The 25,676-nt window shown below is 55.7% G+C and carries 27 protein-coding genes and 1 riboswitch; of the genes, 13 read left to right on the forward strand and 14 right to left on the reverse strand.

Annotation, left to right across the window (positions count from 1 at the left end; translation table 11 throughout):
• The first annotated feature begins 58 nt into the window (after window positions 1–58).
• From bioB to bioD, 4 genes are read left to right on the forward strand one after another with little or no spacing between them, the layout of a single operon-like run.
• Window positions 59–1,099: a biotin synthase BioB gene (bioB, locus tag ACFX4U_RS05860; protein ID WP_017455980.1), complete on the forward strand. Its 1,041-nt coding sequence runs from the start codon at window positions 59–61 to the stop codon at window positions 1,097–1,099.
• Window positions 1,096–2,250 (forward strand): 8-amino-7-oxononanoate synthase, encoded by a 1,155-nt coding sequence (gene bioF / locus ACFX4U_RS05865; protein ID WP_313508843.1) that lies wholly within the window; start codon window positions 1,096–1,098, stop codon window positions 2,248–2,250. The genes bioB and bioF overlap by 4 nt, the downstream gene beginning before the upstream one ends.
• Window positions 2,237–2,986 (forward strand): malonyl-ACP O-methyltransferase BioC, encoded by a 750-nt coding sequence (gene bioC, locus ACFX4U_RS05870; protein WP_313508841.1) that lies wholly within the window; start codon window positions 2,237–2,239, stop codon window positions 2,984–2,986. The genes bioF and bioC overlap by 14 nt, the downstream gene beginning before the upstream one ends.
• On the forward strand, window positions 2,979–3,701 hold the full coding sequence (gene bioD / locus ACFX4U_RS05875) for a dethiobiotin synthase (RefSeq protein ID WP_313508839.1): 723 nt from the start codon (window positions 2,979–2,981) through the stop codon (window positions 3,699–3,701). Before bioC ends, bioD begins: the two co-directional genes overlap by 8 nt.
• On the opposite strand, the gene ACFX4U_RS05880 is transcribed toward bioD, so the two are convergent.
• Window positions 3,643–4,365, reverse strand: coding sequence for an ABC transporter ATP-binding protein (locus tag ACFX4U_RS05880; RefSeq protein ID WP_044489598.1), 723 nt, complete (start codon window positions 4,363–4,365; stop codon window positions 3,643–3,645). The genes bioD and ACFX4U_RS05880 overlap by 59 nt on opposite strands.
• Window positions 4,328–4,705, reverse strand: a complete 378-nt coding sequence (locus ACFX4U_RS05885) for a hypothetical protein (RefSeq protein ID WP_313508834.1) — start codon at window positions 4,703–4,705, stop codon at window positions 4,328–4,330. The genes ACFX4U_RS05880 and ACFX4U_RS05885 overlap by 38 nt, the downstream gene beginning before the upstream one ends.
• Window positions 4,706–5,117: 412 nt before the next feature.
• Between ACFX4U_RS05885 and uvrB the strand changes: the two genes are divergently transcribed.
• The gene (uvrB, locus tag ACFX4U_RS05890; protein ID WP_313508832.1) at window positions 5,118–7,139 is read left to right on the forward strand and encodes an excinuclease ABC subunit UvrB; all 2,022 of its coding nucleotides are present in this window, start codon (window positions 5,118–5,120) and stop codon (window positions 7,137–7,139) included.
• Window positions 7,140–7,352: 213 nt separating this feature from the next.
• On the opposite strand, the gene pmrB is transcribed toward uvrB, so the two are convergent.
• From pmrB to yvcK, 4 genes are all read right to left on the reverse strand, one after another.
• The gene (pmrB, locus tag ACFX4U_RS05895; protein WP_305736697.1) at window positions 7,353–8,438 is read right to left on the reverse strand and encodes a two-component system sensor histidine kinase PmrB; all 1,086 of its coding nucleotides are present in this window, start codon (window positions 8,436–8,438) and stop codon (window positions 7,353–7,355) included.
• A 3-nt stretch (window positions 8,439–8,441) separates the two neighbouring features.
• Window positions 8,442–9,113, reverse strand: a complete 672-nt coding sequence (gene pmrA / locus ACFX4U_RS05900) for a two-component system response regulator PmrA (protein WP_313508828.1) — start codon at window positions 9,111–9,113, stop codon at window positions 8,442–8,444.
• Complete coding sequence (gene eptA, locus ACFX4U_RS05905; RefSeq protein WP_313508826.1) at window positions 9,110–10,753, reverse strand: phosphoethanolamine transferase EptA; 1,644 nt, start codon at window positions 10,751–10,753, stop codon at window positions 9,110–9,112. Before eptA ends, pmrA begins: the two co-directional genes overlap by 4 nt.
• Before the next feature lie 109 nt (window positions 10,754–10,862).
• The gene (gene yvcK / locus ACFX4U_RS05910; protein ID WP_305736695.1) at window positions 10,863–11,771 is read right to left on the reverse strand and encodes a uridine diphosphate-N-acetylglucosamine-binding protein YvcK; all 909 of its coding nucleotides are present in this window, start codon (window positions 11,769–11,771) and stop codon (window positions 10,863–10,865) included.
• Window positions 11,772–11,997: 226 nt separating this feature from the next.
• Window positions 11,998–12,142: riboswitch (molybdenum cofactor riboswitch) on the forward strand.
• Between yvcK and moaA the strand changes: the two genes are divergently transcribed.
• The 7 genes from moaA to ACFX4U_RS05945 all read left to right on the forward strand — a co-directional run bounded on the left by moaA (window position 12,130) and on the right by ACFX4U_RS05945 (window position 16,372).
• Complete coding sequence (moaA, locus tag ACFX4U_RS05915) at window positions 12,130–13,119, forward strand: GTP 3',8-cyclase MoaA (protein WP_305736694.1); 990 nt, start codon at window positions 12,130–12,132, stop codon at window positions 13,117–13,119. (Overlaps the previous riboswitch by 13 nt.)
• A gap of 17 nt (window positions 13,120–13,136) precedes the next feature.
• The gene (moaB, locus tag ACFX4U_RS05920; RefSeq protein ID WP_313508822.1) at window positions 13,137–13,649 is read left to right on the forward strand and encodes a molybdenum cofactor biosynthesis protein B; all 513 of its coding nucleotides are present in this window, start codon (window positions 13,137–13,139) and stop codon (window positions 13,647–13,649) included.
• Window positions 13,650–13,652: 3 nt separating this feature from the next.
• On the forward strand, window positions 13,653–14,138 hold the full coding sequence (moaC, locus tag ACFX4U_RS05925; RefSeq protein WP_313508820.1) for a cyclic pyranopterin monophosphate synthase MoaC: 486 nt from the start codon (window positions 13,653–13,655) through the stop codon (window positions 14,136–14,138).
• Window positions 14,131–14,376, forward strand: a complete 246-nt coding sequence (gene moaD / locus ACFX4U_RS05930) for a molybdopterin synthase sulfur carrier subunit (RefSeq protein WP_313508818.1) — start codon at window positions 14,131–14,133, stop codon at window positions 14,374–14,376. The genes moaC and moaD overlap by 8 nt, the downstream gene beginning before the upstream one ends.
• Before the next feature lies 1 nt (window position 14,377).
• Window positions 14,378–14,830: a molybdopterin synthase catalytic subunit MoaE gene (moaE, locus tag ACFX4U_RS05935; protein WP_313508816.1), complete on the forward strand. Its 453-nt coding sequence runs from the start codon at window positions 14,378–14,380 to the stop codon at window positions 14,828–14,830.
• A 57-nt stretch (window positions 14,831–14,887) separates the two neighbouring features.
• Complete coding sequence (locus ACFX4U_RS05940) at window positions 14,888–15,595, forward strand: Bax inhibitor-1/YccA family protein (RefSeq protein WP_017455996.1); 708 nt, start codon at window positions 14,888–14,890, stop codon at window positions 15,593–15,595.
• A gap of 75 nt (window positions 15,596–15,670) precedes the next feature.
• The gene (locus ACFX4U_RS05945) at window positions 15,671–16,372 is read left to right on the forward strand and encodes a Bax inhibitor-1 family protein (protein ID WP_313508814.1); all 702 of its coding nucleotides are present in this window, start codon (window positions 15,671–15,673) and stop codon (window positions 16,370–16,372) included.
• A 3-nt stretch (window positions 16,373–16,375) separates the two neighbouring features.
• Here ACFX4U_RS05945 and ACFX4U_RS05950 read toward each other — a convergent pair whose 3' ends face one another.
• From ACFX4U_RS05950 to ACFX4U_RS05960, 3 genes are read right to left on the reverse strand one after another with little or no spacing between them, the layout of a single operon-like run.
• Entirely contained in the window at window positions 16,376–17,344 is a 969-nt protein-coding gene (locus ACFX4U_RS05950) for a lysylphosphatidylglycerol synthase domain-containing protein (protein WP_313508811.1), read from the reverse strand.
• A complete protein-coding gene (gene clsB / locus ACFX4U_RS05955; protein ID WP_313508808.1) occupies window positions 17,341–18,585 on the reverse strand; it encodes a cardiolipin synthase ClsB in 1,245 nt (414 codons plus the stop codon). Before clsB ends, ACFX4U_RS05950 begins: the two co-directional genes overlap by 4 nt.
• The gene (locus ACFX4U_RS05960; protein WP_313508805.1) at window positions 18,582–19,343 is read right to left on the reverse strand and encodes an endonuclease/exonuclease/phosphatase family protein; all 762 of its coding nucleotides are present in this window, start codon (window positions 19,341–19,343) and stop codon (window positions 18,582–18,584) included. Before ACFX4U_RS05960 ends, clsB begins: the two co-directional genes overlap by 4 nt.
• 132 nt (window positions 19,344–19,475) lie before the next feature.
• Here ACFX4U_RS05960 and ACFX4U_RS05965 point away from each other — a divergent pair, with 132 nt between their 5' ends.
• On the forward strand, window positions 19,476–19,913 hold the full coding sequence (locus ACFX4U_RS05965; RefSeq protein WP_313508802.1) for a YbhQ family protein: 438 nt from the start codon (window positions 19,476–19,478) through the stop codon (window positions 19,911–19,913).
• 54 nt (window positions 19,914–19,967) lie between these two features.
• Here ACFX4U_RS05965 and ACFX4U_RS05970 read toward each other — a convergent pair whose 3' ends face one another.
• The 5 genes from ACFX4U_RS05970 to cecR are packed head-to-tail and all read right to left on the reverse strand — an operon-like array spanning window position 19,968 to window position 25,608.
• Window positions 19,968–21,074 carry an ABC transporter permease gene (locus ACFX4U_RS05970; RefSeq protein ID WP_097400668.1) on the reverse strand — a complete coding sequence of 369 codons (1,107 nt, stop codon included), beginning with the start codon at window positions 21,072–21,074 and terminating at the stop codon, window positions 19,968–19,970.
• Window positions 21,075–21,083: 9 nt separating this feature from the next.
• Complete coding sequence (locus ACFX4U_RS05975; RefSeq protein ID WP_305736686.1) at window positions 21,084–22,217, reverse strand: ABC transporter permease; 1,134 nt, start codon at window positions 22,215–22,217, stop codon at window positions 21,084–21,086.
• Window positions 22,207–23,946, reverse strand: a complete 1,740-nt coding sequence (locus tag ACFX4U_RS05980) for an ATP-binding cassette domain-containing protein (RefSeq protein ID WP_313508793.1) — start codon at window positions 23,944–23,946, stop codon at window positions 22,207–22,209. The genes ACFX4U_RS05975 and ACFX4U_RS05980 overlap by 11 nt, the downstream gene beginning before the upstream one ends.
• Entirely contained in the window at window positions 23,939–24,934 is a 996-nt protein-coding gene (gene hlyD / locus ACFX4U_RS05985; RefSeq protein WP_380218668.1) for a secretion protein HlyD, read from the reverse strand. The genes ACFX4U_RS05980 and hlyD overlap by 8 nt, the downstream gene beginning before the upstream one ends.
• Entirely contained in the window at window positions 24,934–25,608 is a 675-nt protein-coding gene (cecR, locus tag ACFX4U_RS05990; protein WP_020457113.1) for a transcriptional regulator CecR, read from the reverse strand. Before cecR ends, hlyD begins: the two co-directional genes overlap by 1 nt.
• Between the last annotated feature and the right edge of the window lie 68 nt (window positions 25,609–25,676).

The following is a 25,676-nucleotide window of genomic DNA, read 5'->3' on the forward strand; positions in this document are numbered from 1 at the left end:
TTTAGGTTTACAAGTCTACACCGAATAACGATTTAACAATATCTTTTGGAGACGCCCGATGGCTCACCACGCACGCTGGACAATGTCGCAAGTCACTGCGCTGTTTGAAAAACCCCTCCTTGAACTGCTGTTTGAAGCACAGCAGATCCATCGCCAACATTTCGATCCGCGCCAGGTTCAGGTCAGCACCTTGCTGTCGATTAAAACCGGTGCCTGCCCGGAAGATTGCAAATACTGCCCGCAGAGCGCGCGATATAAAACCGGGCTGGAGTCCGAGCGGTTAATGGAAGTTGAACAGGTGCTTGAGTCCGCCCGCCAGGCGAAACGCGCGGGATCGACGCGTTTTTGCATGGGGGCGGCGTGGAAAAACCCGCACGATCGCGATATGCCGTACCTCGAAAAAATGGTCGAAGGGGTAAAAGCGATGGGGCTGGAAGCCTGCATGACGCTGGGCACGCTTAATGAAAACCAGGCGCAGCGGCTGGCTTCTGCCGGGCTTGATTACTACAACCACAATCTTGATACTTCGCCGGAATTTTACGGCAACATCATCACCACGCGTACTTATCAGGAGCGCCTCGACACGCTCGATAAGGTACGCGACGCGGGGATCAAAGTTTGCTCCGGTGGCATCGTTGGTCTTGGTGAAACGGTCAACGATCGCGCCGGTCTGTTATTGCAACTGGCGAACCTGCCAACACCGCCGGAAAGCGTGCCGATCAATATGCTGGTCAAAGTAAAAGGGACGCCGCTGGCAGATAACGAGGACGTCGACGCCTTTGATTTTATTCGCACCATCGCGGTTGCGCGCATCATGATGCCGACTTCGCATGTGCGTCTTTCTGCCGGGCGCGAGCAGATGAACGAGCAAACTCAGGCGATGTGCTTTATGGCCGGGGCGAACTCCATTTTCTACGGCTGCAAACTGCTTACCACACCGAATCCGGAAGAGGATAAAGATCTGCAACTGTTCCGTAAGCTCGGCCTGAACCCGCAGCAGACGGCAGTGCTGAACGGCGACAACGAACAACAGCAGCAGCTTGAGCAACAGTTGTTACACGCCGATACCGACCAGTATTACAACGCGGCAGCTGTATGAGCTGGCAACAGCGTATTGACGCCGCACTGGATGAGCGCCGCGTAGCAGATGCGCTGCGCACACGGCGTGCCGTCTCGCAAGGCGCGGGACGCTGGCTCACGCTTGGCGAGCAGCGCTTTTGCAACTTCTCCAGTAATGATTATCTCGGTCTAAGCCAACATCCCGCCGTGATCCGCGCCTGGCAACAGGGCGCGGAACGTTATGGCGTGGGCAGCGGTGGCTCCGGGCATGTGAGTGGTTACACCACCGCGCACCAGGCGCTGGAGGAGGAACTGGCCGACTGGCTCGGTTACTCGCGCGCGTTGCTGTTTATCTCGGGTTTCGCTGCTAATCAGGCGGTCATTGCTGCGCTGACGGGCAAAGAGGACAGGATTGTCGCTGACAAATTAAGCCACGCATCGCTGCTGGAAGCCGCCAGCCACAGCCCGGCGCAACTGCGACGTTTTGCGCATAACGATGTCGGGCAACTGACCACACTGCTGGCAAAACCGCTTACCGCGCAGCAACTGGTGGTTACCGAGGGCGTATTCAGTATGGATGGCGACAGCGCACCGCTGGCGGCCATTGATAGTGCCGCGCGGGAAGCGCAGGCCTGGTTGATGGTGGATGATGCCCACGGCATTGGCGTGCTGGGCGAGCAGGGGCGCGGCAGTTGTCACCTGCAGGACATCAAGCCGCACGTGCTGGTGGTGACCTTCGGCAAAGGCTTTGGCGTCAGTGGTGCTGCGGTGTTATGCAGCGACACGGTGGCGGATTATCTGCTGCAATTTGCCCGTCATCTGATTTACAGCACCTCAATGCCCCCGGCGCAGGCCGTGGCGCTGGGTGCGGCATTGCAGGTTATTCGTAGCGACGACGGTAATGCGCGGCGTGAAAAGCTGGCGGCACTGATTGCCCATTTTCGCCACAGTGTGGCACACCAGACCGTGACGATGACCGATTCCACCAGCGCAATCCAGCCGCTGATTGTCGGTGAAAATAACCGCGCACTGCGACTGGCAGAACGCTTGCGTCAGCGCGGCTGTTGGGTGACTGCGATTCGACCGCCCACCGTACCGCCGGGCACGGCGCGTTTGCGCCTGACGCTGACTGCAGAGCACCAGTTCGACGATATCGACCGCTTGCTGGAGGCGTTGCATGACAGTGAATAAACAGGCGGTCGCCGCTGCTTTTGGTCGCGCGGCACAGAGTTATGCTCAGCACGACGAATTGCAGCGCCGGAGCGCCGGTTTGCTGTTATCTAAGTTGGGTACTCTCACGCCAGGTCAGGTGCTGGACGCCGGTTGTGGCCCGGGCGCAATGAGCCGCTACTGGCGCGGGCAGGGCGGCGAAGTAACGGCGTTGGATCTCTCAGCGAATATGCTCGATGAAGCGCGCCGTCAGCACAGCGCGCAACGCTATGTCAGGGGCGATATTGAAGCCATGCCGCTGGCGGATGCGCAATTTTCACTGGTCTGGAGCAACCTGGCGGTGCAGTGGTGCGATGATTTGCGCCAGGCTGTCGGGGAGTTGTATCGCGTCACCCAACCCGGCGGTTATGTTGCCTTTACGACACTGGTCGCGGCCTCACTGCCGGAGCTGAACGAAGCGTGGCGCGCGATTGATGACCATCCGCACGCCAACCGTTTCTTAACCTTGCCTGCCATCGGGCAGGCTTTGTGCGGCTGGCGTCTGCGCAGTGGCGTCGAAACGATAACCCTGCATTTTGACGATGCCACTGCGGCGCTGCGTTCGCTAAAAGGTATTGGCGCAACACATTTACATGCAGGCAGGCAGCAGGGGCTGACACGCGGCAAACTGCAACGTTTGCAGCTGGCCTGGCCGCAGCAGCAGGGCAAATATCCGCTGACATACCATCTTTTTTGGGGAGTGATCGTCCGTGATTGAACGCTATTTTGTGACCGGTACGGATACGGAAGTCGGGAAAACGGTCGCCAGCTGCGCACTGTTGCAAGCGGCGAATCTGCGAGGTTTACGCAGCGCGGGTTATAAACCGGTGGCCTCCGGGAGTGAGATGACCGTAGAGGGGCTGCGCAACAGTGATGCGCTGGCGCTGCAACACCACAGCAGCCTGCCGATGGCGTATAAGACCGTCAATCCGTATACCTTCGCAGAACCGACATCACCGCATATTGTGAGTGCCGATGTGGGTGAGCCCATTGATGCAAAGGTGATGTCCGCCGGGCTGCACGCGCTGGAAACACAGGCGGAGTGGCTATTGGTGGAGGGGGCAGGAGGCTGGTTTACGCCGCTTTCAGAGACGTTCACTTTCGCTGATTGGGTGGTGCAGGAACAGCTGCCGGTGATTCTGGTCGTTGGCGTAAAACTTGGCTGTATCAACCATGCCATGTTAACCGCGCAAGCGGTGCGCCAGGCGGGGTTACGGCTGGCGGGCTGGATTGCCAACGATGTGGTGCAGCCCGGCAAGCGGCACCCGGAGTACCTGGCAACGCTTCGGCGCGTGATGCAGGCTCCGCTGATTGGCGAAATTCCCTGGTTTGCCCACGCACCGGAAAAAGAAAAAACGGGGCATTATCTTGATCTCAGTGTCCTGACTCCGGTGTCATCCACTTTGAGAGCAGCGGATCATCAAGCAGTTTAACGTCGCCCTGCGCGACATTGCGCCCGCGGTGCAGCAGGCAGAAACGGTCGGCGACCCGGCGAATAAATGACAAGTGCTGTTCAGCCAGCAGAATGGTCATGCCAAACTCCTGGTTGAGCCGCACGATCAAATTGCCCAGTTTATGAATAAAAGCCTGCCCCAGACCGCGCGTCGGCTCATCGAGAATCAACAGCCGTGGGTGTGTCACCAGCGCCCGCGCCATCGCCAGCTGTTGTTGGTTATCCTCTGACAACTCCGCGCCACGTACCTGGCGCAACTCATACAGTTCAGGGAACAAATCGTAAATATCCCGCCGCACTGCGCTGCCCGGTTCACTGCCGGCGCGCATCGCAACATGCAGATTTTCCTCAATGGTGAGTTGCGAAAAAATCCGCCTGTCCTGCGGCACATAGCTGATGCCGATGGCGCTGCGGTGTTCGGCTTGCAAAGAGAGCAAGTCGCGCGGCGGTGCGCCCGCTTCCTGCCAAATCATGCTGCCACTTTCAATGGGTAAATAGCCGGTGATGCAATTCACCAGTGTCGTCTTGCCCATGCCTGGCAACCCAATAACTGATGTGCAGACCCCGGGGGATAGATCGAGGTCGACATTCCACAATGTATGCTGATTACCGTAATACTGATTTACTGCCCGTAAGCTCAACATTGTCCGCTCCTTGTTTCGGATCTGATGACCACGATGATTCTGCAAAAGGCTTGCCAGAACATAAAAAAGGCTTTTTTTTCGGATGCCGCTGAGAAAAGTGGCTTTTAAAACGTGAGGAGGGAAGAAGCCAGGTAAAAATTCTGCACTTTGCCAGTGCTTGTAGTGTTGAGTTGTGGTGCAGCAATCGCTGGATCTGTGAGAACGATCTCATGCGGATCCTGCGTTTCGTTTGCCGATAATTATCAAAAAGAAAAGATAAAAAATTTTTAGCGCCACCCGCCTGGGACAAAATGGGATTTGGCGGGAAGGCGAGGTATCCGGCCTGGCGGCAGTTATCCACTATTCCTGTGGATAACCTTGTGTATTAGAGTTAGAAAACATGCGGCAAGCGAGAGAGGACGCGGGCTGCGCCTGAATTGGTGTTAAACACGTCTTTTTGAAATTAATTTTAATAATCAATTTGTTATATAAAATCAATGCCTGTAAGAAAAGTGTCACTCGCTGCCACAAAACTTTCAAAGGCTCGCTTGACAAATGTTAAAAGAGGAAAAATTTTGGGGATAACCTGAAAGGGTTAGTGTTTTATCTTGTCCGCGCAGAAATTTGAGGGGAGAAGCGGTGCCCTAACGGGGAGTAGTACAGATTGCCTGTTTCGCTACTGTTTTTTCATCCAGTGTTTTTTATTGGCAAAAGTGAACAGGGTGAGTAAAATATGTTACCTGCCCGCTCATTCCTTCATCAGGTAGCCGTTCATGAGTAAACCGTTCAAACTGAATTCCGCTTTTCGTCCTTCCGGCGATCAGCCTGAAGCTATCCGCCGCCTCAAGGAAGGTCTGGAAGACGGCCTGGCGCACCAGACGCTGCTCGGGGTGACGGGTTCAGGGAAGACATTCACCGTCGCCAATGTGATTGCCGATCTCCAGCGCCCGACAATGGTGCTGGCACCGAACAAAACGCTGGCCGCACAGCTGTACGGTGAAATGAAAGAGTTCTTCCCGGATAACGCGGTGGAGTATTTCGTCTCTTACTACGATTACTACCAGCCGGAAGCGTATGTGCCAAGCTCTGACACTTTCATTGAGAAAGATGCCTCGGTGAACGAACATATCGAGCAAATGCGCTTGTCAGCGACGAAGGCGCTGCTGGAGCGTCGCGATGTGATTGTGGTGGCCTCTGTTTCCGCGATCTACGGTCTGGGCGATCCGGATCTCTACCTGAAAATGATGCTGCACCTGACGAAGGGCATGATCATCGATCAACGCGCGATCCTGCGCCGCCTGGCGGAGCTGCAATATACCCGCAACGATCAGGCGTTCCAGCGCGGCACTTTCCGCGTACGCGGCGAAGTTATTGATGTGTTCCCGGCGGAATCGGACGATCTGGCGCTGCGTATCGAATTATTCGATGAAGAGGTCGAGCGCCTGTCTCTGTTCGATCCGCTGACCGGCCATATTGAGTCGGGCATTCAACGCTTCACCATCTACCCGAAAACGCACTACGTGACGCCGCGCGAGCGGATCGTACAGGCGATGGAAGAGATCAAAGTTGAGCTGGCGGAACGCCGTAAGTCGCTGCTGGAAAATAATAAACTGCTGGAAGAGCAGCGGCTCAGCCAGCGTACGCAGTTCGACCTGGAGATGATGAACGAGCTGGGCTACTGCTCGGGGATTGAAAACTACTCGCGCTATCTTTCCGGACGCGGGCCGGGCGAGCCGCCGCCGACGCTGTTCGACTACCTGCCAGCCGATGGTCTGCTGGTTATCGACGAATCCCACGTGACCATTCCGCAGATTGGCGGGATGTATCGCGGCGACCGTGCGCGTAAAGAGACGCTGGTGGAGTATGGTTTCCGTCTGCCGTCGGCGCTGGATAACCGACCGTTAAAATTTGAAGAGTTTGAAGCGCTGGCACCGCAGTCGATTTATGTTTCGGCGACGCCGGGCAATTACGAGCTGGAGAAATCGGGCAGCGAAGTGATTGATCAGGTGGTGCGCCCGACCGGCCTGCTCGATCCGGTGATTGAAGTGCGCCCGGTGGCGACCCAGGTGGACGATTTGCTCTCTGAAATTCGCCAGCGCGCCGCGATTAACGAACGTGTTCTGGTGACGACGCTGACCAAACGTATGGCGGAAGACCTCACGGAATACCTGGAAGAGCATGGCGAGCGGGTGCGTTATCTGCACTCGGATATCGACACCGTTGAACGTATGGAGATTATCCGCGATTTGCGCCTTGGCGAGTTCGATGTGCTGGTCGGCATCAACTTGCTGCGTGAGGGGCTGGATATGCCGGAAGTCTCGCTGGTGGCGATTCTGGATGCCGATAAAGAGGGTTTCCTGCGTTCTGAACGTTCGCTTATCCAGACGATTGGCCGCGCTGCACGTAACATTAACGGTAAAGCGATTCTGTACGGCGACAAGATCACACCGTCGATGGCGAAAGCGATTGGTGAAACCGAGCGTCGTCGTGAGAAGCAGCAGAGCTATAACGAAGAGCATGGCATTACGCCGCAAGGCCTGAACAAGAAAGTGGTGGATATTCTTGCGCTTGGTGAAGGGCTGGCGAAGACGCGCGCGAAAGGGCGTGGTAAAACGCGCACACCAGCTCAGGTGGAAGCGGCTGAACTGGCGCTCACACCTAAAGCGCTGCAGCAGAAAATCCACGAGCTCGAAGGCCAGATGATGCAGCATGCGCAGAACCTGGAGTTCGAAGAGGCGGCGAAAGTACGCGACCAGTTGCACCAGCTGCGCGATCTGTTTATTGCCGCATCCTGAAATCAGCGCGGTGATATGACAGCACAAAATAACAAAAAAGAGAGCCTGTCCGGGCTCTCTTAATGTTGGCTTAACCTACGCCTGACACACTGCCCACCGGTATTCTGGAGGGCAATCTGATGCAGCAATTTAAGGTTCGTGAGTTTTTCGCTGTCGCTTTCGCGCTGGCGTTAGTGATTGGTTTTGCCCATCTGTGGGTGCTGACTTACTGATTTATGCCTGGCGGGTGCCCGGGAGAAATTTTACCCACGCCCGCACGCCAGATTGCGTCAGTCGGTTGTGCAAAAAGAACTGCGCGTCATGCAGTTGCGCGATACGCGACACAATGCTTAATCCCAGGCCTGCGCCGCCATAGCGGCTGTCCATACGCACGAAGGCTTTACTGAGCTCTCCGCTGCGACTTTCATCAATGCCCGGTCCTTCATCTTCCACCGCCAGTACCGGTGCGGCAGCGTTTTCAATACGCACGGTAATGACCGATCCCTTTGGGCTATAGCGGTGCGCGTTTTCCACCAGGTTTCTCACCAGTAGCCGCAGCAGCGTGGCGTCACCGGCGACCGCAATATCCCTTTCTGGCTCTGCAATTTCTAGTGTCTGTTCGCGCGCGGTCAGCATCTGTTCCAGTTCACTGCGAATGGGTTGCACCACATCCTGCAACAGCATCACCTGCTGGTAACTGCCCGCGGAGAAAGACTGCCCGACGCGCGCCAGCAGCAACAACTGGGCGATGTTTTCCGTCATTTGCTCAAGGCGTTGCACCAGCGGGTCGACGTTGATACCGCTGGTTTTCGCCATCAATTCCAGATGCAGACGTAACCCGGCCAGCGGCGTACGCAGCTCATGGGCAACATCGGCAGTAAACAACCGCTCTCTGTCGAGGGTTAGCGTCAGGCGGGAGACCAGCTCATTAATTGATGAGGTAACAGCTTCCACTTCGCTGACGCTATTGTTCAGCGTGATGGGTTGCAGGTTGTTCGGCGTGCGTTTATTCAGCTCTTCCTGCAGCTCAAGCAGCGGACGGGTAATGGCTTTCACCGCCTGCATACAGAGCAGCAACGCCAGCCCGATGATCAGCAGGCTTGGCACCAGCAAGCTGGCCACCGCTTCGCGGACTTCATGCTCGATATGTTTGCGGTTGTTGTGGTTATGAATGGCTGCCTGCACCAGCAGCTGGATTTGCTCTTCGCTTTCATGCCACAGCCAGAACACGCTGACCAACTGGCAAAACACCAGAATGCCACCAATGGTGAGTAACAAACGGCGGCGCATGCTCCAGCGCCTGAAATTGAAGAGCGCCATCAATCAGCTCCGTTCCTGCGATTGCACCAGCATATAACCAAACCCACGCACTGTGCGGATACGCGATTTGCCGATTTTGTCGCGCAAATTATGGATATGCACTTCCAGCGTGTTCGTCGACGGTTCGTTATCCCAGTTGTAAATATCGTTATAGAGGATCTCCCGGTGTACCGGGCTTTCGGCTTTCAGCATCAGGCGCGACAGCAGGGCGTACTCTTTCGGGGTCAGCTCCAGCAACTGCTCATCCAGCCACGCCTGGCGGCGGGTTACATTCAGCGTCAGATTACCGTGGCTGATTTCGTTATCGCCCTGGTTATTATGGCGGCGCAGCAGCGCGCGAATGCGCGCGTTCAGCTCGTCCAGCGCAAAGGGTTTGACCAGGTAGTCGTCTGCCCCGGTATCCAGCCCTGCCACGCGATCTTCAAGCGTATCGCGGGCGGTGAGGATCAATACCGGCAACGTATATTTTTCGCGGCGCAGCCGGGTGAGCAGATGCAAACCGTCTTCATCCGGCAGACCCAAATCGAGCACCAGCAGGCTGTAATGGCCGTTTGCCAGACACAGCGCAGCTTCATGCGCGGTAGAGACGCCATCGCAGGCGTACCCTTCGCTTTGCATCGCCAGAATCAACCCCTGCAACAGCAGAGCATCGTCCTCAACCACCAGAATCTTCATTTCAGCTGCCCCCGGCACGCGGTTAAAAGATCGTCTTCAGCACGGTACTCTTTCGTGCTGACACCCAGTATACCCAACATCGTCGGGAAGAGGTTGTCCTGTGAAACCGCCTTCTCCCGCGCATTTTTTTGCAGACACTGACTGTTCACGCCATAACGCGTTTGATACTCCTGCGACAGCCAAATCAGCAGCGGAACATGTTTTTGTGTTTCCGGTGCGATGGAGTACGGCAGGCCGTGCAAATAAACGCCATTTTCGCCAAGCGACTCACCGTGATCGGAGAGATAAACCAGGCTAGTGGTGAATTTATCCTGTTTCGATTGCAGCAATTTTATTGCTTTATCAACAATATAATCGACGTACAAAATGGTGTTGTCGTAGGTATTTATCAGCTGCTGCTGTGAGCAGGTCTGAATTTCATTGGTATCGCAGGTCGGCGTAAATTTACGGAACTGTGCCGGGTAGCGGTTGTAATATGTCGGCCCGTGGCTGCCGATGGTGTGTAATACAATCACCCCGTCACCCTGCAATTTATCGATATAACTGGCGAGATCGTGGAATAAGATCTCATCCTGGCATTCGCCTTTAATACAGTAATCCGGCAAGTTTAATTGCGTCATATCCTGATGCGGAACACGATCGCACGCGCCTTTACAGCCACCGTCGTTCTCATTCCACAGCACGTTAATTCCCGCACGTTGGATAATATCCAGCAACCCTTCCTGATGCGCCGCCAGTTGATCGTCATAATGCGCGCGCGTCATACCGGAGAACATGCACGGCACGGAGACGGCGGTCGCCGTCCCGCAGGAAGCCGTATTCGGGAAGTAAATAACATTATCCTGTTTTAACAACGGGTTGGTTTCACGCTCATAACCGCCGAGCGAAAAGTTCGCTGCACGCGAGGTTTCACCCAGCACCAGAATGGTGAGGTTTTTATGTGGACCGTGCTGCATTTCCGGGCGTTGACGCGCATCTTCGCCAATTCTCACCAGCGGCAGGTTGGCGGTGCGGTTATGGGAATACCAGGAAAGTGAGGCGGTAATTGAGTTTGACGGGCTGAGTGATTTCACCAGCTCTTTATTATTGCGAAACAGCGAGGCGTAATCTTTATAAAACAGCAGCGCCACCGCCACAATAACCAGCACAGAAATTACGATGCTGGCAACGCGCAACATTACGCTGCGTAACGCGGAGCGGGCCGGCTTTATTTTAATCCACCAGGCGATAGCTATCGCCAGAATGCCGGTCAGCAGCAGCGTCAGCACCAGTTTAGTCGACAGCAGGGCGAAACTTTCCGCCGGCGTGGTGTCGAGAATATTAGTGATCATCGAACGGTCGATAATAATGCCAAACGTCGAAATGAAATATTGCGCCGCCGAACTCACCAGCACAAAGAGTGAAATAACCAGTCGATCAAGACGCACAAACGACGCCAGAGACAACACAATATTAATGACGCTGAAAGCGACCAGCGGCATCGAGAGGAAAACCAGCCAGTTGTGCAATGAGTTCACCGGCAATAAAGTGAACGCCTGGTGATAAAACGCAATATTCAGGCCCAGCGCAATATAAGCGGCAAAGAGCAGAATAAAATGGAGGCGGCTTAAGGTTGGCCGACGAAGGTGAAGCATACGCATACTCGGATCCAGCAATGAAAGTAGCGCTATGCTGACAGCCGATTTTTAAGACAACCTTAAGAAATTAAGCAAAGCGCTGACGGGAGAAAAAATTCCCGCCGCCCGCGCCTTAACCCAGATGCTGCACCGCTTTTTCCAGCGCGACGCGCAGCAGGTGCCGGTCGTGGCGATAGGGAATATCGCTGGCTTCCAGCACTTCCTGAATAATTAACCGATCGCTTGCGGCTTGTGTGTCGACTTTTGGGCCAACAATGGCGGCATCGATAATTTTTTTGCCGACGTACTGCTCCATAATCGCCAGTTTGTCTGCCAGCGTCAGGCTGGCGGCGGCCGGGCTGAGTTCTTTACCGAGGTTGCCAATGTAAACGACCGGTGCGGGTGTACGGCGCAATGCTTGTGCCAGATCGTCCAGCAGCAGCAATGGCAGCAGGCTGGTGTAAAAGCTGCCTGGACCGATGATAATCAGATCCGCTTCTGCGATTGCCTGTACCGCTTCGCGAGTGGCATGCACCTTTGGAAACAGCATTAATTCCTGGATTGGTGCATGAAGCTGGTCAATGTTGACCTCGCCATAAACCTGATGCCCTTCGCTGTCGGTAGCCATCAAATCGACAGGTTGCTCAGACATCGGGATTAAAAATGCGTCCACTTTTAATAAATTGCGAATTAAATTGATCGCTTCCAGAGGCCGCACACTGAGGTGATCGAGCGCCTTTAACATTAAATTTCCGAGGTTATGCCCGGAAAGTTCGCCATTACCGCTAAAACGGTACTCAAACATCGCCGACGCCACGCTCGGTTCGGTAATGAGCTGGTTTAAACAATTACGCATATCACCCCAGGCTATGCCGCCTTCAGAGCGGCGAATACGCCCGGTTGAACCGCCGTTATCGGTGGTGGTGACAATGCCGGTAAGCCGCGATCCCAACGAGGCCAGCGAAGACATCACACGCCCGAGGCCATGTCCGCCGCCGAGGGCGACAACACGATCCAGGTCTGCAAGTGTGCGATTACGCATAATGGTTCCTTATGAAAATTTACCGCGCTACGTTAGCCTAAATACCACCAAAAGACGATGCCGCGCAGAGAGGAAAATGACACATATCAAAGCAAAAAGGCGATTTTCGCGTACTCTGTAGCGAAACTGCACGATCATGTCGCTATGTATGTGTATATATAGCGATGATCGTGATAGCGAAAGCCCGATGTTCGCGCTACTATCGCTTAAGCAATTTTAGCGTTACTGACAAAACATACACTCAAGCCTAAGCAACCTAACTCTCACGACATGGTGCTTTGGCCGTAGCAAACCGAACGGTTCTGCTGCCAGGGTGCAGGAAGAAATGACTGCATCTCCCGTTCCTGGAAAGGTGTACATGGCCTCACAACTTACCGATGCGTTCGCGCGTAAGTTCTATTACTTGCGTTTGTCGATCACCGATGTGTGCAATTTCCGTTGCACCTACTGTTTGCCCGACGGCTACAAGCCGAGCGGCGTCAACAATAATGGTTTCCTGAGCGTCGAAGAAATTCGCCGGGTTACGCGCGCGTTTAGCGCCATGGGCACAGAAAAAGTGCGCCTGACCGGCGGGGAGCCCTCCCTGCGCCGCGATTTCACTGACATCATCGCCGCCGTGCGCGAAAACAGCGCCATCCGCCAGGTAGCTGTCACTACCAATGGCTATCGCCTGGCGCGCGACGCTAACCAGTGGCGCGATGCCGGTCTTACCGCCATCAACGTCAGCGTCGACAGCCTCGATGCGCGTCAGTTTCACGCCATTACCGGGCAGGATAAGTTCCGCCAGGTGATGGACGGTATTGATGCCGCCTTCAGCGCCGGGTTTGCCAAAGTCAAAGTCAACACCGTGCTGATGCGTGACGTGAACCATCATCAGCTCGACACCTTTCTGGCGTGGATCAAATCGCGCCCCATCCAGCTACGCTTTATTGAATTGATGGAAACCGGCGAGGGCAGCGAGCTTTTCCGCAACCACCATATCTCCGGCATGGTGCTGCGCGATGAGCTACTTAAACGCGGCTGGATCCACCAGTTGCGCCAGCGCAGCGACGGTCCGGCGCAGGTTTTCTGCCACCCGGATTATGAGGGTGAAATCGGCCTTATCATGCCGTATGAGAAAGATTTCTGCGCCAGCTGTAACCGCCTGCGGGTCTCCTCGACCGGTAAACTGCATCTGTGCCTGTTTGGCGATGGCGGCGTGAATCTGCGCGATCTGCTACAAGACGATGCGCAGCAAGCGATGCTGGAACAGCGTATTGCGGTGGCGCTAACGCACAAAAAGCAGACGCACTTTCTGCATCAGGGCAATACAGGCATTACGCAAAACCTTTCATACATCGGCGGTTAAACCGCAAGGAGAATGACATGAGCCAGGTCAGCGCTGAGTTTATTCCGGTCAGGCTAGCTATTTTGACGGTCTCCAGCCGTCGCGGTGAAGAAGACGATACTTCCGGCCACTGGCTGCGCGACGCCGCGCATGAAGCCGGTCACCAACTGGTCGATAAAGCCATTGTCAAAGAGAACCGTTACGCCATTCGCGCCCAGGTTTCGGCGTGGATCGCAAGCGATGATGTGCAGGTTGTGTTGATCACCGGCGGCACCGGTTTAACGGAAGGCGACCAGGCACCGGAAGCGTTATTGCCGCTGTTCGATCGCGAAGTCGAAGGGTTTGGCGAAGTGTTCCGCATGCTCTCTTTTGAAGAGATTGGCACAGCGACGCTGCAATCCCGCGCGGTTGCCGGTATAGCGAATAAGACATTGATTTTTGCCATGCCCGGTTCGACCAAAGCCTGCCGCACCGCATGGGAAAATATTATTGCGCCGCAGCTGGATGCGCGCACGCGCCCGTGTAATTTCCATCCCCATCTTAAGAAATAAGTTATGTCACAACTGACCCATATTAACGCCGACGGCGAAGCGCACATGGTGGATGTCTCCGCCAAAGCGGAAACCGTGCGTGAAGCTCGCGCTGAAGCGTTTGTCACCATGTTGCCGCAAACGCTGGCGATGATCGTCGAGGGTAGCCACCATAAAGGTGATGTCTTTGCCACCGCGCGTATCGCCGGGATCCAGGCGGCGAAACGCACCTGGGAACTGATCCCACTGTGCCACCCGCTGTTGCTGAGCAAAGTCGAAGTGCTGTTGCAGGCGGAGCCGGAACATAACCGCGTACGTATCGAAACCGTGTGCCGTCTAAGCGGCAAAACGGGTGTAGAGATGGAAGCGTTGACCGCTGCTTCGGTGGCCGCGTTAACCATTTACGATATGTGTAAAGCGGTGCAGAAAGATATGGTGATTGGCCCGGTGCGCCTGCTGGCGAAAAGTGGCGGCAAATCGGGTGATTTCAGGGCGGATAGCAATGATTAAAGTCCTTTTTTTCGCGCAGGTGCGCGAGCTGGTCGGCTGCGACAGCACCACCATCGACACCGTTTTCCCTTCCGTTGAGGCGCTGCGCCAGCATCTGGCCGCGCAAGGCGATCGCTGGGCGCTGGCACTGGAAGAGGGAAAATTGCTGGCGGCGGTCAATCAGACGCTGGTCAGTTTTGACCATCCGTTGCAAAGCGGCGATGAAGTCGCTTTCTTCCCGCCGGTCACCGGAGGCTGAAATGAGCGAAACGCGAATTTGCGTCGATCATGCGACCTTCAGCGTCGGTGATGAGTACGCCTGGCTTGCGGCGCGTGATGAAGACGGCGCGGTAGTGACCTTTACCGGCAAAGTGCGCAATCACAACTTAGGCGACAGCGTCAGCGCGTTAACGCTGGAGCACTATCCGGGCATGACGGAAAAATCGCTGGCGGAGATCGTTGATGAAGCGCGTAACCGCTGGCCGCTCGGGCGCGTCACTGTGTATCACCGCGTGGGCGAATTGTGGCCGGGTGACGAAATTGTCTTTGTTGGCGTAGCCAGCGCGCACCGCAGCAGCGCGTTTGACGCCGGGCAATTTATTATGGATTACCTGAAAACCCGCGCGCCATTCTGGAAACGCGAGGCGACGCCGGAAAGCGATCGCTGGGTGGAAGCCCGCGACAGCGACCAGCAGGCGGCGAAACGTTGGTAATCCGTTGAGCAGGGATGTGTTAACCTTAAAAGGCTAACCCATCAATCTGGAGTGATTATGGACCGTTTCCCTCGTTCTGATTCTATTGTTCAGCACAGCCGTACCGGCTTACAAACGTATATGGCGCAGGTGTATGGCTGGATGACCTGCGGCTTGCTGCTGACGGCGTTTGTCGCCTGGTATGCCGCGCGCAGCGAAGCCATCATGTCGTTCGTGTTTTCCAGCCAGATAACCTTCTTCGGCCTGGTGATTGCGCAACTGGCGGTGGTCTTTGTGCTCTCCGGGCTGATTCATAAGCTGAGCGCCGGGCTGGCGACTACGCTGTTTATGCTCTATTCGGCGCTAACCGGGCTAACAATTTCCAGTATTTTGCTGGTCTACACTGCGCAATCTATCGCCGCGACCTTTGTTGTCACCGCCGGGATGTTTGGTGCGATGAGCCTGTATGGTTACACCACCAAACGCGATCTCAGCGGTCTTGGCAGCATGTTGTTTATGGGGCTGATTGGTATTCTGCTGGCCTCACTGGTCAACTTCTGGCTGAAGAGTGAAGCGCTGATGTGGGCGGTGACCTATATCGGGGTGGTGATTTTCGTTGGCCTGACCGCCTACGATACGCAGAAGCTGAAAAATATTGGTCAGCAAATCGATGTTCGCGACGCATCACAGCTGCGTAAATCCTCCATTCTCGGCGCGCTGACGCTGTACCTCGACTTCATCAACCTGTTCCTGATGCTGTTGCGTATTTTCGGCAACCGCCGTTAATATCCCGCTTCACGATCCCGGCATTAGCCGGGATTTTTTTGCCTGGCAGATAGCCACTATTCAGGGAGGAACCTGGTGAAACCCTTTGGCTGGATCCAGCCTGCACAGATCGCGCCTGCTGAGTTGATGGTCAATATTTGCTTATGGCTGGCGGCAGGGATGACGCTGAGTATCGCAACGGCCTGGCTGGTGCTGGATGTCATGGCGATCCGCACGTTTACCGAACACAGCGCAATCATTGTACTGCTGGTGATCCTCTGGTTTGTCACAGCCCTGGTACTCAACGTTCTTGTTGACCGCTTCAATACCTGGTCGGCGTTAGCCGGTCTGGCGCTGATGAGCATCCTATCGGGCTTGCTGCTCGCCAGCCTGTTTCCGCTCGGCGGTATTGTCGTGCACCTGGCGATTACCGGCGGGATGTATCTGCTTGGCGCGGCAATTGCCCACTTTGCAGGTTCATCCCTGCGCGGCAGCGGTTATTACTGGCTGATGGCACTGGCGGGTCTGTTGCTGGCGATAGCGGTAAACAGCCTGCATCACAGCGGTCTGCTGCTGTGGTTCGGTAGCATAATGGCGGTACTGTTCTTTAGCGCGGTAAGCGCCTACAAAAGCAAGTCCATTATTGTGAGCGCGCGTGAGTTCTACGCCCGCGAGTTTACCACCGTGCAGAGCAGTGCGATCCGTGGCGCACTGGCTATCTGGCTGGGGGTCATCACCGCCTTTTTCCGAACGCTGGAACTGCTGTTGTATCTCTTACCGGGTACCAGCTCGCGTTAAAACTTACTGCTGCGCCATCGCTTTTTCGTTTTTCGCCCGCAGCTTTTTCGCCCGGCTTTCAAGCAACAGGTAGCAAACCAGCGCCAGCAGCAGCGGCAGGAAATAGTAAAGCACGCGGTAGGCGAGCAGGGCGGCGATAATCATGCCTTGCGAAACGTGCTCGCTGGCGAGCAGGGCGATAAACACCGCTTCGAGCACGCCGATGCCCGCCGGAATATGCACAATCACACCCGCGATACTGCTCACCAGCAACACGCCAAGCACGAAGAAGAAATCGGCCTGCATGCCCATCAACAGCCAGATAATCGCCCCCATGGCTATCCAGTTGGCGCTGGAAATAACCAACTGCGCAACGGCAAATTTCCACGATGGCAGCACCAGCTTGTGGCCTTTAATTGTCAGATGACGGCGTTTGGCGAACGCGCAGCCCCACAGGTAGACCGCAATCACCAACAACAGCACTACGCCAACAATGCGCAGCGTCGTGTCGTCGATATACCAGTGCGCCGGGATCTGCACCACGCCGAAGGTAAAAATCACCCCGCCGAGCAAAATGTAGCCCAACCAGTTAGTGGTAATGCTTAGTGAGAAAATGCGGGTAATCGTGCTACCCGGCAGGCCAAGGCGTGAATACAGCCGGTAGCGCATACCGATGCCGCCCACCCATGTGCTGAGCGTCAGGTTAAAGGCATAACAGATAAACGACACCAGCATAACCTGGCGTTTTGCCAGCTTGTGCCCGCAATAAGCGCGGCCGAGCAAGTCATAGCAGCCGTATAGGAGGTAACTTACCAGCACCAGTGCGACGGCGCTCAGCAGCGCGGTACGGTTATAGTCGCGGATGACTTTCCAGACATCATCCCAGTTCACTTTTTGTGCATACAGCACCAGCAGCACCACAACAGCAATAAAAAACAGTACCGTGAGGATTCTTTTTGCCAGCCGCCAGCGCGGATGTGAGCGTGATGTCATGGTTTCACCCCTGAGTGCTGCGCTTCAGTCCGATCCTGGGTTTCGATTTCGGGCTGAACGGGCGGCTCCACCTCGGCCAGCCTTGGCGTGTGCGCAGGTAACCAGCCGACCATCGCCGGGAAGTGGCGTAAAAAGTGGAACACCACCACGCTTTTTCCGAGGTTCCACCACGTTCGTTTCGGTGCCATCGACTCATTTACCCGCACGCAGTCGTTATTAATCAGCCCCTGCAAATTGTCGCGCAGCGTCTGGTTAAACACGCGATCATGAATAATCAGATTGGCTTCAAGGTTGAGCGACAGGCTCAGCGGATCAAGATTGCTGGAGCCGATGGTTGCCCAGTGATCGTCCATCAGCGCCACTTTGCCATGCAGCGGGCGGCGGCGATATTCATACACCTGAACCCCGCCCTTCAGAAGATAGTTATAAAGCAGCTCCGCACCGACTTTCACAATCGGCATATCCGGTTCACCCTGCACAATCAGTTTTACGCTGACACCGCGCCGGGCGGCGCTGCGCATGGCGTGCAACAAACGGTAGCCGGGGAAAAAGTAAGCATTGGCGATGATCACTTCGCGGCGCGCATTCGCCAGCATTTTCAGGTAGTGGCGTTCAATGTCGTCGCGGTGATCATCGTTGTCGCGCCAGACAAACAGCGCCTGCGCTTCGCCGGGTTTGCGGTTCTCCTCCGGGCGATGGCGGCGCTTGCGCCACCAGCGTTTTACCGGCGCGTTATCCGGCAGATTCTCCAGTTCAAATTGCAAAATATCGAGCACCACCGGGCCTTCAACCCGCACGGCGTAATCCTGCTTTGCTTCCGGGCCGTAGCTGGTAACGTGCTCTGCCGAGTAGTTAATGCCGCCCACAAATGCCACCGTATTGTCGATTACCACGATCTTGCGGTGCATGCGGCGAAAGAGATTGGTACGCATGCCAAGCAGGCGCGGGCCGGGATCGTAGTAACGGAAAATTACCCCAGCCGAGGTCAACGCGCTGACAAACGGTTCGCTCAGGTCCGGCGAACCGTAGCCGTCCAGCAGCACTTCGATGCTGATCCCGCGCTGGGCGGCGCGTAGCAACACTTGCTGCAACTGACGTCCAACATCGTCTTCAAACCAGATAAAGGTTTCCAGAATAACGCGCTGTTTTGCATGATCGATGGCGTCAAACAGCGCGGGGTAATAGTTATCCCCGTTTTCCAGCAACTGAATGCGATTACCTTCCCGCCAGCTACATTTCATAGATGGATCTCCGCGCTCAGTGGGGCATGATCGGACAAATGACGCCAGTTACGCAGCGGCAACGCGGTCGGTGCGCTGGCGTTCGCGTTTTTCACATAAATACGATCGAGGCGCAGCAACGGCAGGCTTACCGGAAACGTGCGGGCAGGGCGGCCATGCGCGCGGGTGAAGATCTCCTCCAGCCCGGCCTGCGTTTTTAACGGGTGATTGGCTTTTTGCCGCCAGTCGTTAAAGTCGCCTGCGACCACCACCGGTTCGTTTTCCGGCAGTGAATTGACCCACTCCGCCAGCATCGTCAGTTGTGCCTGGCGGTGCGCTTCACGCAGCCCCAGGTGGACACAAATCACATGCAAAGCGTGACCGAGATCCGGCGGCACAATCCGGCAGTAGAGCAGGCCGCGTTTTTCGCTGCCGTCAACGGATACATCGCGGTTTTCATAGTGCTCAATCGGAAAACGGGAGAGCACTGCATTACCATGATGCCCTTCCGGGTAAACCGCATTGCGCCCGTAGGCGTAATCGCTCCACATGGTATCGGCAAGGAATTCGTAATGGGTGGTATCCGGCCAGTTTTCCACATGCAACGGGTGAACTTCATGCGCGCCCATCACCTCTTGCAGGCAGACGATATCAGCGCTAACGGTGCGCACCGCGTCGCGCAGCTCGGGCAAAATAAAGCGGCGGTTAAACGCGGTGAAGCCTTTATGGGTATTAATGGTGAGCACTTTCAATGAAAAATTTCGCGTGTGTTGGGTCATAACTCTCCTGCCAGCGTCACTCTCCTCGTGAAAATAAATTGTAGTCCCTGTCACAAAAAAGGGCGGGGTTACGGAATTTTCCGTAAATACGAGTACGCTTCATACAGATAAAAATCCTCCAGGAGAGAAACCATGAAGTGGCAACAACGTGTTCGTGTCGCGACTGGCCTGAGTTGCTGGCAGATTATGTTGCACGTACTGATTGTAACGCTGCTGGTGATGGGCTGGATGAGCGGCACGCTGGTGCGTGTTGGCTTAGGGCTGTGCGTGCTGTATGGCATTTCCGTGTTGCTGATGCTGTTTCTCCAGCGCCACCATGAAGCGCGCTGGCGCGAGTTCGGCGATGTGCTGGAGGAGCTGACCACCACCTGGTATTTTGGCGCGTCGCTGATTGTTATCTGGCTGCTCTCCCGCATATTGCAAAATAACTATTTGCTGGCGGTGGCCGGGCTGGCGATCCTCGCGGGACCGGCGGTGGTGTCGCTGCTCACCAAAGAGAGAAAACTTCCTGCTAAATCCTTCGGCCTGCATCAACGCGGCAGCGCAGCCAATCCTCACGATCACCGCTAATGCAGTAAAACAGACGGGCAAACAAACCTGCCCGTACGCAAGCCGAAAAACGAATCACATGATTTTGCGTCTGAACAGCGCATACGCCGCTGAACCGGTGGTCGCCGCAATCACCAGCAGCGGCCACAAACTCTGCCAGACAATCGTAAAGCTGGCGTCCTTCAGGTAAATCTGCTTGGTAATATCGGTAAAGTGGCGGATCGGATTCGCCCAGGTGAGATCCTGCAACCAGACTGGCATATTCTCCACCGGCGACACATAACCGGAGAGCAAAATCGCCGGCATCATAAAGACAAACACGCCAATAAATGCCTGCTGCTGGGTTGAACAGAGCGACGAGATCAGCAAGCCAAAACCCACCAGCGACAAGCCATATACCAGCATGGTGAAATAGAACAGCAGCAGCGAACCGGCGAAGGGGATTTTGTATGCCAGAATGCCCACGCCAAGCACAATCGTTGCCTGGAACGTGGCGACAATCAGCGCCGGCACCGCTTTACCGACAAAGATTTGCCACGTCGCCAGCGGTGAAACCAGCAGTTGATCGAGCGTGCCTTGTTCACGTTCACGCGCCACCGACAGCGAGGTGACAATCATCACACCGATGGTGGTAATCATCGCAATCAGCGACGGCACCACAAACCATTTGTAATCGAGATTTGGGTTATACCAGTTGCGCACGACCAGCTCGCTGTTGTTTGGCTTTTCCCGCCCGCTGAGCAGCTCCTGTTGATAATCTTTGACGATCTGCTGCAAATAATTGGCGGCGATTTGCGCGCTGTTCGAGTTACGCCCATCCAGAATCAACTGCATCGGCGCGGTAATGCCGCTGTCGAGATTGCGCGAGAAATCTGCAGGGAAGCGCACCAGCAACAGCGCTTTTTGCGTGTCGATGGTTGGGCGAATTTCTTGCGGGCTGTTCAGCAACAAAACGTGAGTAAAGGCTTTCGCTCGGGCAAAACGCTGGGTCAGTTCGACGGCGTGTTTGCCGTTATCTTCGTTGTAGATAGCGATCGTGGCGTTGGTCACTTCCAGCGTGGCGGCGAAAGGAAACAGCAGCACCTGAATCAGCACCGGCAGGATCAAAATGGCGCGGGTTTGCGGCTCGCGCAGCAGCGATTGCAACTCTTTGCGGATAAGCGTCAGTAAACGGTAAAACATGGCTTTTCCTTAATCCAGTCTGCGTTTGGTTTTCAGCCACGTCAGGCCAATAAACATCACCGCCGAGGCGACTAAAAACAGCACGTTCACTACCAGCACTATCGGGATATTGCCCGCCAGAAACAGGCTTTGCAGGGTGCTGACAAAATAACGAGCCGGAATAATGTACGTCACCACGCGAATAATGGCGGGCATGCTGTCTATCTGGAAAATAAAACCGGACAGCATAATCGACGGTAAAAACGCGGCGTTAAGCGCCACCTGCGCGGCGTTAAATTGATTGCGTGTGACGGTGGAAATCAACAGCCCCATGCCTAAGGTGCTCAGCAAAAACAGGCTGGTAATTAAAAAGAGGATCAGCAGCGAGCCGCGATACGGCACACCGAGAATAAACACCGACACCAGCATGCACAGCCCCATCGCCAGCATGCCAAGAAAGTAATAGGGAATGAGTTTGCACAGCAGCAGTTCCGCACGGGTGATCTCGGTGGAGAGCAGCGCTTCCATGGTGCCACGCTCCCATTCGCGCGCCACCACCAGCGAGGTGAGGATCGCGCCAATCACCGTCATGATAATGGTCACCGCACCAGGGATAATAAAATGCTGGCTGATAGCCGCCGGGTTAAACCAGTAGCGCGTCTGCACATCAATCAGCGGCTTAAACGTTTCCCCGTTATCTTCCGCGCGTTGCTGCTGCCAGAGTTGCCAGATGCCTTCGACATAACCCTGCACAAAGTTAGCGGTGTTCGGTTCGCTGCCATCGGTTATCACCTGAATCGGCGCGCTGTCGCCAGGGCGTGCCATTTGCGCGGCGAAGTTCACCGGGATCACCACCAGCCCGCGAATGCGCCCGGCCTGCATCATCTGTATCAACTGCTGGCGGTTATCGCTGATGGTGGCATCAATATAGGGCGAACCGGTCAGCGTATGGGTAAAATCGAGCGCCTCTTCGCTGTGCTGTTCAAGCAGTACGCCCACGCGCAATTTGCTGGAATCGAGGTTAATACCGTAACCGAAAATAAACAGCAGCAGCAGCGGGATCACCACCGCAATCAACCAGCTACTCGGGTCACGCACAATCTGGCGCGTCTCTTTCACGCATAACGCGCGCACGCGTCGCCAGGAGAGGACTTTAACGCTCATCGTGATGCTCCTTATCCCAGTTGTGGATAAGCGTTATAAACGCGTGCTCCATTGTTGGGTCCGGGTGATCCGCATCGGCGGTTTGCGCCTTCAGCGCATCCGGCGTGCCGCTGGCGATTAACTTCCCGCGATAGACCAGCCCAATGCGATCGCAATACTCCGCTTCATCCATAAAGTGGGTGGTCACCATCACGGTGACGCCTTTTTCCACCATGCTGTTGATATGCAGCCAGAACTCGCGCCGCGTCAGCGGATCGACGCCAGAGGTGGGCTCATCCAGAAACAGGATGTCCGGTTCATGCATCAGCGAGCAGGCCAGCGCCAGCCGCTGCTTAAAGCCGAGCGGCAGTTCGTCGGTGGCATGGCTGGCGATACTTTTCAGCCCGAAAGCCTCGCTCATGCGGTCGATTTTGTCGTTCTGCGCCCGCCCGCGCAGGCCGTAGACGCCTGAAAAGAAGCGCAGGTTTTGTTCCACCGTCAGGTTGCCGTAAAGGGAGAACTTCTGCGCCATATACCCCAGGTGCTGGCGCGCTTTGCCGGAGCTGACTTTCAGATCCATATTCAGCACCAGCGCCTGGCCATCAGTCGGCACCAGTAAACCGCACATCATTTTGAAGGTGGTGGATTTCCCCGCCCCGTTCGGGCCGAGCAGGCCAAAAATCTCTCCGCGTTTGACGGCGAAATTGACATTATCGGTCGCGGCGAAATCACCAAACTTTTTGGTCAGCGATTTGGCTTCAATCACCGTCTCTTGCGCGCTGCCTTCCACCGTATGCAGAATCGCCCCCAGCGGTGATTCGGAGGTGCCCGCACCGCCAAGCAGGTCGATAAAGGCATCTTCAAAGCGCGGCGCCGTCTCCTCGATTTGCAGGGGAGGCATATTTTCTGCCTGCTGCAACGTCTGCGCTTGCGCCCCTTTTTTCAGGATCATGCGCACAGAGCGGCCCTGAATCATGCCGTCGCTGACCTGCGGCTGCTTAAGAATGCGGCGCAGCAAGCGCCGGTTATTTTCCTCGGTGCTGGTGACGAGGAAACTGCGCCCGGCCATGGTTTTTGTCAGCGCTTTCGGCTCGCCCTGATACAGCAGTTCGCCTTCGTTCATCAACAGCACATCGCGGCACTGCTCGGCTTCATCAAGATACGACGTGCTCCAGAGGATCAGCATGCCGTCGCCGGCCAGTTCATGCACCATCTGCCACAGTTCGCGACGGGAAATGGGATCAACACCGACGCCCGGCTCATCCAGCAACAGCACTTTCGGTTCACCCACCAGTGTGCAGGCCAGCCCCAGCTTCTGTTTCATTCCGCCGGAGAGTTTCCCGGCCAGTCGCCCGGTAAACGGGCCGAGGGCGGTGAACTCCAGCAGCCGCGCAAACGTCTGGCGGCGCTGCTCGCCGGTAACGCTGCGCAAATCGGCATACAGATTGAGGTTTTCCATGACCGTTAAATCTTCATACAGGCCAAACTTCTGCGGCATATAGCCGAGCATGGCATGCAGTTCGCTGTCATTGGCTATAGGATCGAGACCCATCACCTGTGCGCTGCCTTCATCCGGGCGCATCAACCCGGCGAGCATGCGCATCAACGTGGTTTTTCCGGCGCCATCCGGCCCGACAAGGCCGGTGACATATCCCGCTTTGATCTCACAATCCAGTCGCGCGACGGCGGGTTTTTCCATTCCGGCAAAGCGCTTAACCAGGCCGTGCAGGTGGATAGCCGCATCACTCATGGCGCGCCTCGCCGCTAAAGCGCAGCGTAACGGGCATCCCCTGGCGCAGGCTGTCATCGGCATCGGTCACAATAATGCGCAGGCGATAGACCAGATCGGTACGCAAATCCGGGGTTTCGACGGTTTTTGGCGTAAATTCGGCGGTGGGTGAAACAAAGCCAATTTTGCCGTGATAAGGCTTATCCGGGCGGCCATCGGTATACAGCAAAATTTCTTGCCCCGGCTGCGCCTGGTGCAAATTGCGTTCACCCACATAGGCGCGAACCCATACCGGGCGCGTCAGAGAAAGGGTTAATACGGTGCTTCCGGCGTTGAGCATGCTGCCGGGTTCGACGGCGCGCGTCAGCACTGTGCCGTTACTTGGCGCGATAAGCGTGGTGTCATGCAGATCCAGTTGCGCCTGCGCCAGCGCGGCTTCGGCCTGCTCAAGGCTGGCTTTCGCCTGGGCGATTTCCTGCGGGCGATTACCGGCGCGGTACTGGCTCAGTTTATCTTGTGCCGATTTCAGCGTTGCCTGGGCCTGATCCCGTGACGAGCGGGCATTTTCCAGATCGTTTGCCGAAATCGCCCGGCTTTTCATCAGCCCCTGCTGGCGCTGAAAGAAGTTCTGCGTGTAATCATACGCCGCTTGTGCCTGACGCACGGCGGCGACAGCCTGGGCTATCTCTTCATCGCGGTAACCGGCGGTCGCCAGCGAGTATTTTGCCTGTGCTGTTGCGACATTGGCCTGTGCCTGCAACAGCGCGTTTTCGTAGGGCGCTTTGTCTATTTCGCCAAGCGTTTGCCCGGCGCTTATCGCATCCCCTTCATCCACGTTCAGCGCAGAGAGTCGCCCGCCAACGCGGAAACTTAAATTCACCGTGCGGATGTCGACATTCCCGTACAGGGTGAGCGTGCGGTCTTGCTTGCTTTGATACCACATCCAGCCGCCGCCGAGCGCGGTCAGTACCACCACAACTATCACTACCACGACGATGGGTTTTTTCATCACGTTGAACTCCTGTTCGTTAATCCTTGCAAGATAAGATCGATATGACAGGTGATGACCTGATAAATCTGTGTCGCTTTCTCTTCATCAAACTGCGTCCATCCTGCGCGCAGCAAAATGGTTTCCCGCCCGAGGCGAAAGGCGAGGATCTGGCCGATAAGCGCATGGGTATGAATAATGGTTTGCGTATCTTTAGCGTCGCGCCCGGTGTAGGCGGCGAGCAGCGCCGTAAAGTGGCTGTGCAGCGGCGCAATCACTTGGTCATGCACCAACTGGTAAGCGCGCGTCGGCGAGAGCTGCTCGCGGGAGATAAATTTGCTCAGATTGAGCGTCTCGTCATGGGTGAGCAGCACAATCATGTTTTTACAGGCGCGGTGGATCAGCTCGCGAATGGCAGCTTTATCCGGCGTGGGCTGGGCGAACAACTCTTCGGCGGCTTGTACATGCGGGCGAAAATTGTCGCTGATAAAATCGGCAATCCACTGCGCGCAGGCGAGATATAAATCCTCTTTTGAGCCAAAATAGTAAGTGATCGCGGCGATATTCTGCCCGGCTTGTGCGGCGATATCCCGCGTGGTGGCATGTAAGCCATATTCACCAAACTGTGCCAGCGCGGCGGCAATCAGCTGGTTTCGGGCTTGTTCACCCCGGCTGGTGGTCGGTGTTGTATGCATGGTAGTGATGAGAGTTAATCAATCGATTGATTAACTTTATGGCTAAATTTTAGGCTTGTCCAGTTAGC

Origin of the sequence: Kosakonia sp. YIM B13588 (genome assembly GCF_042788165.1) — a bacterium.
Taxonomy (GTDB): domain Bacteria; phylum Pseudomonadota; class Gammaproteobacteria; order Enterobacterales; family Enterobacteriaceae; genus Kosakonia; species Kosakonia sacchari.